At 69.7% G+C, this 11,983-nt stretch carries 13 protein-coding genes; 7 read left to right on the forward strand and 6 right to left on the reverse strand.

All coding sequences use genetic code 11. The features are described from left to right. The first annotated feature begins 6 nt into the window (after positions 1-6). The 5 genes from otnK to denD all read left to right on the forward strand — a co-directional run bounded on the left by otnK (position 7) and on the right by denD (position 5,282). Positions 7-1,314, forward strand: a complete 1,308-nt coding sequence (gene otnK, locus ACKI2N_RS09990; protein ID WP_420994276.1) for a 3-oxo-tetronate kinase — start codon at positions 7-9, stop codon at positions 1,312-1,314. Beyond that, positions 1,311-1,949, forward strand: a complete 639-nt coding sequence (locus tag ACKI2N_RS09995) for an aldolase (RefSeq protein ID WP_420994277.1) — start codon at positions 1,311-1,313, stop codon at positions 1,947-1,949. Before otnK ends, ACKI2N_RS09995 begins: the two co-directional genes overlap by 4 nt. 114 nt (positions 1,950-2,063) lie before the next feature. Next, positions 2,064-3,404, forward strand: coding sequence for an MFS transporter (locus tag ACKI2N_RS10000; protein ID WP_420994278.1), 1,341 nt, complete (start codon positions 2,064-2,066; stop codon positions 3,402-3,404). Between the two features lie 56 nt (positions 3,405-3,460). Further along, positions 3,461-4,243, forward strand: coding sequence for a 2-oxo-tetronate isomerase (otnI, locus tag ACKI2N_RS10005; RefSeq protein ID WP_420994279.1), 783 nt, complete (start codon positions 3,461-3,463; stop codon positions 4,241-4,243). A gap of 64 nt (positions 4,244-4,307) precedes the next feature. Beyond that, on the forward strand, positions 4,308-5,282 hold the full coding sequence (denD, locus tag ACKI2N_RS10010; protein WP_420994280.1) for a D-erythronate dehydrogenase: 975 nt from the start codon (positions 4,308-4,310) through the stop codon (positions 5,280-5,282). Positions 5,283-5,302: 20 nt separating this feature from the next. Here the strand turns inward: denD and ACKI2N_RS10015 are convergent, their stop codons facing one another. The 4 genes from ACKI2N_RS10015 to ACKI2N_RS10030 all read right to left on the reverse strand — a co-directional run bounded on the left by ACKI2N_RS10015 (position 5,303) and on the right by ACKI2N_RS10030 (position 8,165). Further along, positions 5,303-5,740: a YbgC/FadM family acyl-CoA thioesterase gene (locus ACKI2N_RS10015; RefSeq protein ID WP_420994281.1), complete on the reverse strand. Its 438-nt coding sequence runs from the start codon at positions 5,738-5,740 to the stop codon at positions 5,303-5,305. Between the two features lie 94 nt (positions 5,741-5,834). Continuing rightward, positions 5,835-6,821, reverse strand: a complete 987-nt coding sequence (locus ACKI2N_RS10020; protein ID WP_420994282.1) for a tripartite tricarboxylate transporter substrate-binding protein — start codon at positions 6,819-6,821, stop codon at positions 5,835-5,837. Positions 6,822-6,959: 138 nt separating this feature from the next. After that, the gene (locus tag ACKI2N_RS10025; RefSeq protein WP_420994283.1) at positions 6,960-7,928 is read right to left on the reverse strand and encodes an alpha/beta hydrolase; all 969 of its coding nucleotides are present in this window, start codon (positions 7,926-7,928) and stop codon (positions 6,960-6,962) included. Positions 7,929-8,024: 96 nt separating this feature from the next. After that, the gene (locus tag ACKI2N_RS10030) at positions 8,025-8,165 is read right to left on the reverse strand and encodes a hypothetical protein (protein WP_420994284.1); all 141 of its coding nucleotides are present in this window, start codon (positions 8,163-8,165) and stop codon (positions 8,025-8,027) included. Between ACKI2N_RS10030 and ACKI2N_RS10035 the strand changes: the two genes are divergently transcribed. Beyond that, entirely contained in the window at positions 8,155-9,303 is a 1,149-nt protein-coding gene (locus tag ACKI2N_RS10035; protein WP_420994285.1) for an iron-containing alcohol dehydrogenase, read from the forward strand. The genes ACKI2N_RS10030 and ACKI2N_RS10035 overlap by 11 nt on opposite strands. A gap of 116 nt (positions 9,304-9,419) precedes the next feature. Then, on the forward strand, positions 9,420-9,941 hold the full coding sequence (locus ACKI2N_RS10040) for an O-acetyl-ADP-ribose deacetylase (RefSeq protein WP_420994286.1): 522 nt from the start codon (positions 9,420-9,422) through the stop codon (positions 9,939-9,941). A 91-nt stretch (positions 9,942-10,032) separates the two neighbouring features. Here the strand turns inward: ACKI2N_RS10040 and ACKI2N_RS10045 are convergent, their stop codons facing one another. Both ACKI2N_RS10045 and ACKI2N_RS10050 read right to left on the reverse strand, forming a co-directional pair. Beyond that, on the reverse strand, positions 10,033-11,031 hold the full coding sequence (locus ACKI2N_RS10045) for a phytanoyl-CoA dioxygenase family protein (RefSeq protein ID WP_420994287.1): 999 nt from the start codon (positions 11,029-11,031) through the stop codon (positions 10,033-10,035). 168 nt (positions 11,032-11,199) lie between these two features. Further along, positions 11,200-11,928 (reverse strand): aspartate/glutamate racemase family protein, encoded by a 729-nt coding sequence (locus tag ACKI2N_RS10050; protein WP_420994288.1) that lies wholly within the window; start codon positions 11,926-11,928, stop codon positions 11,200-11,202. Positions 11,929-11,983 lie beyond the last annotated feature (55 nt).

Raw genomic sequence — 11,983 nt, forward strand, 5'->3', positions numbered from 1 at the left:
GCAAAGATGACCGTATCCACCCAACCCTCCCCGCGCGCCCTGCTCGGCTGCATCGCCGACGATTCCACCGGCGCCACCGATCTTGCCAACACGCTGGTGCGCAACGGCATGCGCACCGTGCAGACCATCGGCGTGCCGGCCGGCGGCAGCGTGCTGCCGGGCGTGGAACAGGCCGACGCGCTGGTGGTGGCGCTCAAGTCGCGCACCATTCCCGCCGCCGACGCCGTCGCGCAATCGCTGGACGCGCTGCGCTGGCTGCAGGCGCAGGGCTGCCGCCAGTTCTTCTTCAAGTACTGCTCCACCTTCGACTCCACCGACGCGGGCAATATCGGCCCGGTGGCCGAGGCGCTGCTGGCGGCGCTCGGCAGCGATTTCACCATCGCCTGCCCGGCCTTCCCGGAGAACGGCCGCACCATCTTCCGCGGCCACCTGTTCGTGGGCGATGCGCTGCTCAGCGAGTCGGGCATGGAGAACCATCCGCTCACGCCGATGCACGATGCCAACCTGGTACGCGTGCTGCAGCGCCAGAGCGAAGGCAAGGTGGGCCTGCTGCGCTATGACACCGTGGCGCGCGGCAGCGGCGCCACCGCGCAGGCGATTGCCGCGCTGCGCGGCGACGGCGTGCGCCTGGCCATCGCCGACGCGGTCAGCGACGCCGACCTGCACACGCTGGGCGAGGCCTGCGCCGCGCTGCCGCTGGTCACCGGCGGCTCCGGCCTGGCGCTCGGACTGCCGGCCAACTTCCGCCGCGCCGGCCTGCTGCCCGAGCGCGCCGACGCGGACAACGTGGCGCCCGTCGCCGGCCCGGCGCTGGTGCTGGCGGGCAGCGCGTCCAGGGCGACCAACGGCCAGGTCGCGCAGTGGCTGGCGCGCAAGCGCCCCGCCCTGCGCCTCGATCCGCTGGCGCTGGCCGAGCGCGCGCCGCTGGTCGAGCAGGCGCTGGAACTGATCGCCGCGCATGCCGAGCCGGTGCTGGTCTACGCCACCACGACGCCCGAAGAGGTCAAGGCCGCGCAGGCGGCGCTGGGCGTGGAGCGCGCCGGCCACCTGGTCGAGCAGGCGCTGGCCGCCATCGCCGCGGCGGCGAAGGCGCGCGGCACGCGCCGCTTCGTGGTGGCCGGCGGCGAGACTTCCGGCGCGGTGGTGCAGGCGCTGGGCGTGCAGGCGCTGCGCATCGGCGCGCAGATCGCGCCGGGCGTGCCGGCCACCGTCACGCTGGAGGCGCAGCCGCTGGCGCTGGCGCTCAAGTCGGGCAATTTCGGCGGCCCCGACTTCTTCGACGAAGCGCTGCGCCGGCTGGGAGGCGAGGCATGAGCCGCGAAGCCAGCCTGCGCGAAGAGATCTGCCGCATCGGCGCCAGCTTGTACCAGCGCAGCTATACCGTGGGCAGCGCCGGCAACATCAGCGCCCGGCTCGACGACGGCTGGCTGATCACGCCGACCGACGCCTGCCTGGGCATGCTGGACCCGGCGGCCATCGCCAAGGTGGACGGCGCCGGGGCCTGGGTGGCGGGCGACAAGCCCTCCAAGACCCTGATCCTGCACCGCGCCATCTACGACAACAACCCGCAGGCGCACGGCGTGGTCCACACGCATTCCACCCACCTGGTGGCGCTGAGCCTGGCGGGCGCGTGGCAGCCGCACGACGTGCTGCCGCCGATCACGCCCTACTACGTGATGAAGGTCGGGCATATCCCGCTGATCCCCTATCACCGGCCGGGCGATCCGGCGGTGGCCGGGCGCGTCGCCGCGCTGGCCGCCGAAGTGCGCGGCGTGCTGCTGGCGCGCCTGGGCCCGGTGGTGTGGGAAACCACCGTCTCGCGCGCGGCCTTCGCGCTGGAGGAACTGGAAGAAACCGCCCGGCTCTGGCTGATGCTCAAGGACAAGCCCGAGCCGCTCGACGAACACGCGCTGGCGGAGCTGCGCGACACCTTCAAGGCACGCTGGTAGCACCGGCACCAGCCACAACCCAGGCAAGACGACTGCACCGCACGCCCACCGGCCGCGGCAGGGACAGCGTCCGCCCGCGATCCGCGCGCCGGCTCGCGCAACCAGGAGACGACAATGACGACGACATCCACCGACGCGGGCCGCGCGGACCTGCCCGCCGCCACCGCGGCCGAGCACGACATCGAGAAGCGCGCCTACGGCAAGGTGTTCTGGCACATCATGCCTTTCCTCATGCTGTGCTACGTGATCGCCTATCTCGACCGCGTCAACGTGGGATTCGCCAAGCTGCAGATGGCACAGGACCTGGCCTTCTCGGAGACCGTGTTCGGTCTCGGCGCCGGCCTCTTCTTCATCGGCTACTTCCTGTTCGAGGTGCCCAGCAACCTGCTGATGCACAAGCTCGGCGCGCGCGTCTGGATCGCGCGGATCATGATCACCTGGGGCCTGATCTCGGCGCTGTTCGTGTTCGTCAAGACGCCCGCCACGTTCTACGTCATGCGCTTCCTGCTCGGCCTGGCCGAGGCGGGTTTCTACCCTGGCGTGATCCTCTACCTGACCTACTGGTACCCGGCGCACAAGCGCGCCCGGATGATCGCGCTGTTCATGTCGGGCATCCCGGTGGCCGGCATGTTCGGCAACCCGCTGTCGGGCTGGATCATGGATGCCTTCCATGACTACGGCGGCATGCGCGGCTGGCAGTGGATGTTCCTGCTCGAGGCGCTGCCGGCGCTGCTGATCGGCGTGGCCACCGTGTTCGTGCTCAAGAACGGCATCGACCAGGCGCCGTGGCTCGACGCCGACGAGAAACGCGTGCTCAAGCGCAACATCGAGGAAGACGCGCGCCAGGCCAGCGCCGCCGGCACCGGCCATTCGCTGCGCGCCGTGTTCGCCGACAGCCGCGTGTGGTGGATGTGCCTGATCTACTTCTGCTTCGTCACCGGCCAGTACGCGCTGACCTTCTGGATGCCCACGCTGGTCAAGACCAGCGGCGTGCAGGGCAACCTCAATATCGGCCTGCTGAGCGCGATCCCGTTCATCTGCGCCATCGTGGTGATGAACCTGCTCGGCCACAGCGCCGACAACCGCCGCGAGCGCCGCTGGCACCTGATCGTGCCGTCCCTGATGGGCGCGGTGGGCTTTGCCGTCGCCGCCTCGTACACCCACAATACCGTGGTGGCCATCGCCGCGCTGTCGCTGGCCGCCGCCGGCGTGCTGACGTGCGCGCCACTGTTCTGGTCGCTGCCGACCGCCTTCCTGAGCGGCGTGGCCGCCGCCTCGGGCATCGCGGTGGTGAATTCGGTGGGCAACCTGGCGGGCTTTGTGGCACCGTACATGGTGGGCTACCTGACCGACCTCACGCACAGCACGCAGTCGAGCATGTACGTGCTGGCCGCCATGCTGGTGATCGGCGCCGCGCTGGTGTGGCTCACGCCGGCCCGGCTGGTGAACCGCTGAGGCAGCCCGCCGCGCACCACGACGAGACCACAACGCCTTTCCTCCTGGAGTACCGCATGCCGCGCTTTGCCGCCAACCTCTCGATGATGTACACCGAGCACGCCTTCCTGGACCGCTTCGCCGCCGCCGCGGCGGACGGCTTCAAGGCGGTCGAGTTTCTGTTCCCGTACGAGCATCCCGCCGCCGAGATCCGCGCGCGCCTCGATGCCAGCGGCCTCGCCCAGGCGCTGTTCAACGCGCCGCCCGGCGACTGGCAGGCCGGCGAGCGCGGCATCGCCGCCCTGCCCGGGCGCGAGGCCGAGTTCCGCGACACCATCGCGCGCGCGCTGGAATACGCCGCCGTGATCGGCAACGACCGCATCCACGTGATGGCCGGCATGGTGCCCGCGGGCGCGGACCGCGCCCGCCACCGCGCCTGCTACCTGGAAAACCTGGCCCACGCCGCGCGCGCGGCCGCCGCGCAGGGCGTGACCGTGCTGATCGAGCCGATCAACGGCCGCGACATGCCGGGCTATTTCCTCAACCGCCAGGACGACGGCCAGGCCATCTGCAAGGAGGTCGGCGCGGCCAACCTGAAGGTGCAGTTCGACTGCTACCACTGCCAGATCGTGGAAGGCGACCTCGCCGTCAAGCTCAAGCGCGACATGGCCGGCATCGGCCATATCCAGATCGCCGGCGTGCCCGAGCGGCACGAGCCGGACCTGGGCGAGCTGAACTATCCCTACCTGTTCGACGTGATCGACGGCCTCGGCTACGACGGCTGGATCGGCTGCGAGTACCGGCCGCGCGCCGGCACCACGGCCGGGCTCGGCTGGGTCAGGCCGTATCTCAAGGGCTGAGCCGGCGGTCCGGCCCATCGACGCAAAGCACGCCGCCGCCAGGCGGCATCACCGGAAGACAAAGATGCATGTACTGATCACCGGCGGCGCCGGTTTCCTCGGCCTGCGGCTCGCCCGCCTGCTGCTCGCGCGCGGCACCCTGGACATCGGCGGCAAGCCCGTCGCCATCGACGGCCTGACCCTGCTCGACGTGGTGGCCCCGCCGCCGCTCGGCGACGCGCGCGTGCGCGTGGTCACCGGCGACCTGTCCGACCCCGCCGTGCTGGCGCAGGCCGTCGACGCCCGCACCGGCGCCGTGTTCCATCTCGCGGCCGTGGTGAGCGGCCAGGCCGAGGCGGATTTCGAGCTCGGCATGCGCGTCAATCTCGACGCCGCGCGCGCCTTGCTGGAAACCTGCCGCGCGCTCGGCCATCGCCCGCGCGTGGTGTTCACCAGTTCGGTGGCCGTCTATGGCGGCACCCTGCCCGCCGTGGTGCAGGACGATACCGCGCTCAACCCGCAGTCGTCCTACGGCGCGCAGAAGGCCATCGGCGAATTGCTGCTGTCCGACTACAGCCGGCGCGGTTTCGTCGACGGGCGCGTGCTGCGCCTGCCCACCATCAGCGTGCGCCCGGGCAAGCCCAACGCCGCGGCCTCGTCGTTCGCCAGCGGCATCATCCGCGAGCCACTCGCGGGCGAGGCCGCCAATTGCCCGGTGGCGCCGGACACGCCGCTGTGGCTGCTGTCGCCGCGCGGCGCCATCGCGGCACTGGTGCGCGGCATGGAACTCGACGGGGCAGCGTTCGGCGAGCGCCGCACGGTCAACCTGCCGGGGCTGTCGGTAACGCCGAGGCAGATGGTGGAAGCGCTGCGGGAGGTGGCCGGCGACTTCGTGGCCGACCGCGTGACCTGGCAGCGCGACGCGCGCATCGAGAACATCGTCGGCACCTGGCCGGCGGCGTGGAACACGCAGCGCGCGCTGGCGCTGGGCTTCGCCGGCGACGACGGCTTCGCGTCGGTGATCCGCGGCTATATCGAGGACGCCGGGATCGCGCCGTAGGACGGGCGCGCAGCGCCGGATCAGCCTTCCGGCGTCACCACCTCGTAGGCGAGGATTTTCTCGCGCACCGCGCCCGGCACGGGCGTCGACCTGCGGCTCTCGGGATCGGCGCAGACATAGACGATCTCGCCGGTGATCAGGTGCTCGTCGCCGCGGTACATCTCCACGCGGAACAGCATGCTGGAACGCCCCATGCGGGCGATCCGGCCACGGATGTCCAGCACGTCGTCGAAACGCGCCGAGGCGTGGTACTCGAGCGTCGACTTGACCACGAAGATGTCCACGCCATGCGCGTGCAGCACGTCCTCGGGATAGCGGATGCCCACCGCGCGCCAGTACTCGGTCACGCAGATATCGCAGTACGTCAGGTAGTGCGCATTGAAGACGATCGACTGCGGATCGACTTCGGCCCAGCGCACGCGCAGCGGCATGCCGTGGCGGAATTGTTCCTTGGCCATGAAAAGAAGCTCCTGCTGAATGAAGAAGCGGCGCCGGCCCTGGCGGGACCGGCGCCGCGCGCCTGCCGGCGGCGGGCCGCGGCCCGCGCGCGCGTTACTGCGGCTTGTTCAGCCCCAGCTTGTCGATGATGGCCTTTTCCTTCTTGACCGTATCGGCGGCGAAGCGCGCGTACTGCTCGCTGCTCATGTAGTACGGCTCCATGTCGAACTTGGCGAGCGAGTCGCGGTAGTTCTGCATTTCCATCGCCTTCTTGAACGCGTCATGCAGCTTCTTGACGACCTTCGGATCGGTGCCCTTGGGCGCGACGATGCCGAACGGCGAGGTCTGCACGATGCCGTAGCCCAGTTCCTTGAGCGTGGGCACGTTGGGGAAGCGCGCCGAGCGCTTGTCGCCCCAGGTCGACAGCAGGCGCAGCTTGCCGGACTCCACGTACGGCGCCCACGCCGGCGTGTCCGCCACCGACATCACATGGCCGCCCAGCAGGGCCTGCATCGATTCCGAATTGCCCTTGTACGGGATATGCGAGAACTGCACGTTCTGCTTCATGGCCAGCTCTTCCATGGTCAGGTGCAGCGTGGTCATCGAGCCCGGCGAGCCGTAGGTCAGCTTGCCCGGGTTGGCGCGCGCGTAGGCCATGTACTCCTGCATGGTCTTGATCGGCGAATCCGCCGGCACCACCAGCCCGAACGAGTAGCCGGCCAGGTTGATCACGTAGCTCAGGTCCTTGACCGGGTCCCAGTTGATCTTGGTGGTATACGGCAGGCGGTAGACCGGCATGGCCACCTGGGCCAGCGTGTAGCCGTCGGGCTGGGTCGACTGCATCAGCTGGGCCGGCAGCACGCCGCCCGCGCCGGGCTTGTTCTCGATGATGACGGGCTGGCCGAGGATCTTGGACGCGTTTTCCGCCAGCACGCGGAACGGCAGGTCGGTGGAGCCGCCGGCGGTATAGCCGATGATGAGGCGCACCGGCCGCTGCGGGAAATTGTCCGCCTGTGCCTGGACCGGCGCGCTGGCCAGGCCGAGGGTTGCCACGGTAGCGGCGAACACGCCCGCTTGGGCGAAGAATTGGCGGCGTTGCATGAGTCTGTGTCTCCTATCTCTGCTGTTGCTACTACTACTGCTGCAGGCCGGACGCCTGGAGCACGTTGGGGTGAAGCCATGAATCGGTGGTTCTGCGACCGCTTCGATCCGGCTGCCGGCGCCGGCCGGCAGCCGTGCTCAGCCGCTGCCGAAGGCGGCGCGCAAGGCAGCGACGGCATCCGCGTGGGCGCCCGCCACCGCCGGGACGAAACGTCCCAGCTTGAAAAAATCGTGGATCATGCCCGGGTAGTCGGCCAGCGCGGCGGGCACGCCCGCGGCGCGCAGCTTGGCCGCGTAGGCCACCCCCTCGTCGTGCAGCGGGTCGTAGCCGGCCACGGCGATCCAGGCCGGGCAGCAGCCGTGCACGTCGGCCCCGTGGCCGCCGCCGTCGAGCGGGGCGAAGCGCCAGTCGTCGCGGCTGGCCTCGCTGTCGAGGTACTGCGAGAAAAACCACTGGATCATCGGCCCGGTCAGCAGATAGCCCTGGGCCAGCGCGCGGTGCGAAGGCGTGTCCTGGCGCGCGCAGGTGCCGGGGTAGATCAGCATCTGCAGCACCGGCGCCAGGCCGGCGTCGCGCGCATGCACGGCACAGGCGGCCGCGAGCGTGCCACCCGCGCTGTCGCCGCCGAGCGCGATGCGGGCCGGGTCCGCGCCCAGGCGGGCGGCTTCGTGGAAGACCCAATGCATGACATCGAACGCATCGTTGGCGGCGTAGGGAAACTTCCACACTGGCCCGAGCCGGTAGTCCACCGACAGCACCATGCACTCGCCCTGCGCGCACAGCAGGCGGCACAGCGGATCGTGCGAATTGATGCTGCCCACGGTAAAGCCGCCGCCGTGGAAGTACAGCAGCAGCGGCAGCGGCTCGGCCCAGCTGGCAGCGCGCGGCGCATACAGGCGCAGCGCGATCTCGTAGCCGTCGCGCGCCGGCACCGTCAGGTTTTCCACGCTGTGCACGGGCACCGGCGAGATGTCCATGATCGGCGCGCTCTTCTCGTAGGCGGTCTTGGCGTCGACCGGGTCCAGTTCGTGGATGCCGGGCCGCTTGACGCGCGCGATCAGTTCCAGCAGCGCCGCCACCTGCGGGTCGAGTGCGGCCGCGGGCATGCCGGGCACGGCAGGCGCGGGCCGGGCGGACCCGTGGGGGGAGGCAGGAACGGTCATGGACGATGAATCCGGGGTTTTGTGAACGGTCGTTCGATTTTAGTATGATTCCGGTTGTTTCTGCAGCAATGCAATGGAATTTTCCTGGGGGCTGGTCAGCCCGGGCAGTTTTGCGCCATCATCGACCATCGTCAAACAATAAAACACCTCACCGACGGAGACAGCATAGATGGCCTTCATTTATTACCTGACCCATATCCACCTCGACTTCGGGGCCATCGGCCAGTTGAAGGCGGAGTGCGAGCGCATCGGCATCCGCCGTCCGCTGCTGGTGACCGACAAGGGCGTGGTTGCCGCCGGCGTGGCGCAGCAGGCCATCGACGCGCTGGGCGGACTGCCCCATGCCGTCTTCGACGAGACCCCGTCCAACCCCACCGAGGCCATGGTCAAGAAGGCCGCGGCGCTCTACCGCGAGAGCGGCTGCGATGGCCTGGTGGCCGTCGGCGGCGGCTCCTCGATCGATCTCGCCAAGGGCATCGCCATCCTGGCCACGCACCCGGGCGAGCTGACCGGCTACGCCACCATCGAAGGCGGCAGCGCGAAGATCACCGACCGCGCCGCGCCGCTGATCGCCGTGCCCACCACCGCGGGCACCGGCAGCGAGGTGGCGCGCGGCGCCATCATCATCCTCGAGGACGGACGCAAGCTCGGCTTCCATTCCTGGCACCTGCTGCCCCGCTCCGCCATCTGCGACCCCGGCCTCACGCTCGGCCTGCCGGCGGGACTGACCGCCGCCACCGGCATGGACGCGATCGCGCATTGCGTGGAGACCTTCCTGGCGCCGGCCTTCAACCCGCCCGCCGACGGCATCGCGCTGGACGGCCTGGAACGCGGCTGGAAGCATATCGAGCGCGCCACCCGCGACGGCCAGGACCGCGAGGCGCGGCTGAACATGATGAGTGCCTCCATGCAGGGCGCGATGGCGTTCCAGAAGGGCCTGGGCTGCGTGCATTCGCTGTCGCACCCGCTCGGCGGCCTCAAGGTCGACGGCAAGACCGGCCTGCACCACGGCACGCTCAACGCGGTGGTGATGCCCGCGGTGCTGCGCTTCAATGCCGATGCCCCCGGCGTGGTGCGCGACAACCGCTACGCGCGCCTGCGCCACGCCATGGGCCTGCGCGCGGACGCCGACCTGGCGCAGGCCGTGCACGACATGACCGCGCGCCTGGGCCTGCCCACCGGGCTGCGGCAGATGGGCGTCACCGAGGACATGTTCGACAAGGTGATCGCCGGCGCGCTGGCGGACCATTGCCACAAGACCAACCCGAAGGAGGCCAGCGCGGCGGACTACCGGCGCATGCTGGCGGAATCCATGTAAGCGCGGCGGCGGGCCGGCGCAGGCAAGCGAAGGCAAGGCAGGCGCGCGGGACCGCCGCGAAGATCCGGTTTCATCCAGGCTCATCCAGCTTCATCCCACCAGCACGGAGAGACGTCATGACAGGGGAACACCTGCAGGTCTTGCACGGAGACATCACCCGCATGGAAGTTGACGCCATCGTCAACGCCGCCAACAGTGGCCTGCTCGGCGGGGGCGGCGTCGACGGCGCCATCCACGGCGCCGGCGGCCCGGCCATCATGGCCGCCTGCCGCGGCATCCGCGAAACCCGCGGCGGCTGCCCCACCGGCCAGGCCGTCATCACCACCGGCGGTCTGCTGCCCGCGCCCTACGTGATCCACGCGGTCGGCCCGGTGTGGGAAGGCGGCAGCCGCGACGAAGACGCCCTGCTCGCCAGCGCCTACCAGGCCAGCGTGGCGCTGGCCGCGCAGCACAAGCTGCGCACCATCGCCTTTCCCAACATCAGCACCGGCATCTACGGCTTTCCGCGCGAACGCGCCGTGGACATCGCCATCGACGCGGTGCGCAAGGCGCTGGCCGCGGCGCCGAGCATCGAGCAGGTGAGCTTCGTCTGCTTCGACGAGGAGAACTACCGGCTGTACCGGCAACGCCTGAGCTGAACGCCGGGACGCCTTCGCGGCGCAAGCCGGGAAGGCGCCGGGCCTGCTGCGGCAGCGTCCCGAAAGCGCGCGAAAGCGCGCGCGGCGCCGGCTATCTCACCAGCGCCTTGATCGCCAGCCGCTTGGTCATCTGGAACATGGTCGGGAAGCGCGTCTCCACGCCGAGCACGACGCGGCTGCCCAGGTTGTCCATGTCCTTCGGGCAATGGAACTGCATGCCCTCGAACTGCTTGAGGTTCAGCGGCTTGATGCGCGACTGGAACTGCAGGAAGCGGTGCGACTGCGGGATGTAGTGCGCGGTCAGCGAGTTGCGCGAGAACTGCGGGCGCGTGGTGCGCAGGCTGCCGTGGATGGTCATCGAGTGCCAGAACAGCACGTCGCCCTTGCGCAGCGCGGGCGCCTCGAAGCGCAGCCCGTTCTCGGCGATCACCTTGCGGATCAGCCCCTTGTACTTGTCGTGGTTGAACGCCACGTCGAAGTCCTTGCCGTTGCGGACCATGTCCAGGCGGTGGCTGCCCGGCACCACGAAGAAGCGGCCGGCGCCCGCGTCGATGTCTTCCAGCGCGTACCAGCTGCCGGCCATGCTGCCGATCTTCTCGCTGTCGAGGTAGTAACTGTCCTGGTGCGGCCAGGTCTCGGAGTTGCCCTCGAAGTACATGCTCTGCACCAGCTTGACCTCCTCGTCGAGCAGCGCCCGCCCGATCTTGCGGATCGGGTCGCTGGCGAACACCTTGACCGCGAGCGACTTCAGCGGCGCGAAATCCAGCTGGCCGAGCGACTGGAGGTTGAGGATCGGGTTCATCACGAAGCCGAATTCGTTGATGCGGTTTTTCTCCGGATTGGCCGTGGCCTGGCGGTAGATATAGCCCGGATACGGCTTCACGGTCCTGGCGAAGGCAGTGCGGATGGCATCGCAGGTGGCCGGCTCGATCACGCCGCGGACCACCGTGTAGCCGTTTTCATCGTAGTAGAGCCGGGCCTCCGCCAACTGGTCCAGCGTGAAATAGCTGGCGCCCTCTTCGGCACTTTCTGGAATGGTGATTTCCGTCCCGACGGGACTGACGATGGTGTGCATACCTTCCCCCGGCATGTGTGCTTTCCATGGCGTTCAGCATGGCGTCAAGCCTGCGCCATGCCAAGCCAGATTCGCCGCTAAGGCCGACGGTGGCTATAAGCCGTCCGGCGGAGAAGGCCTCAGCCAGAGGAATGAACAACGGCGCCGGGTGGCGCCGGGTGGCGCCGGGCGGCGCTGCCGGCGCTATGGCGTGGCGGCCGCGGCACTCGCTGCCAGCGCGCCCTCCAGCGCGCGGCTTACCGCGGCCTGCGCGTGCAGCGCGGTGGTGTCGAATACCGGCAGCGGCACGTCGCCCTGCCCGATCAGCAGCGCGATTTCGGTGCAGCCGAGAATGACGCCGCCCACGCCTTGTGCCTGCAGCTCGCCGATCACGCGCCGGTATGCCTCGCGCGAGGCGTCGCGCACGACGCCGTGGCACAGCTCGTCGTAGATGATGCGGTGCACCAGCGCGCGTGCCTCGGGCCCGGGCACCACCGCTTCGATGCCGTGCCGCTCCAGCATGCGGCCGCGGTAGAAATCCTGTTCCATGGTGAAGGCGGTGCCGAGCAGGCCCACGCGCGCGATGCCGGCCGCGCGCAGCGCCTGCGCGGTGGGATCGACGATATGGAGAAACGGCACCGCGAGCGCCGCCTCGATGGCGGGGGCGACGCGGTGCATGGTGTTGGTACAGAGCACCACGAAATCCGCGCCCGCGGCCTGCACCTTCAGCGCGGCATCGCGCATGATGCCGGCCAGCTCGTCCCAGCGGCCGGCGTGCTGCAACGCCTTGACCTGCTCGAAGCCGACCGTGACCATGACGCTGCGCGCGTTGTGGTGGCCGCCGAGCCGCTGCTTCATGTCCTGGTTGATCAGCCGGTAGTACTCGGCGGACGACTCCCAGCTCATGCCGCCGATCAGTCCGATGGTCTTCATCCCGCCCTTTCCTTGCGCGCGCCGGCGCTGTCCGAACCGGCGCCACTGTAGCAGG

It is taken from the genome of Cupriavidus sp. 30B13 (assembly GCF_049059565.2).
In the GTDB taxonomy this organism is placed as follows: Bacteria; Pseudomonadota; Gammaproteobacteria; order Burkholderiales; family Burkholderiaceae; genus Cupriavidus.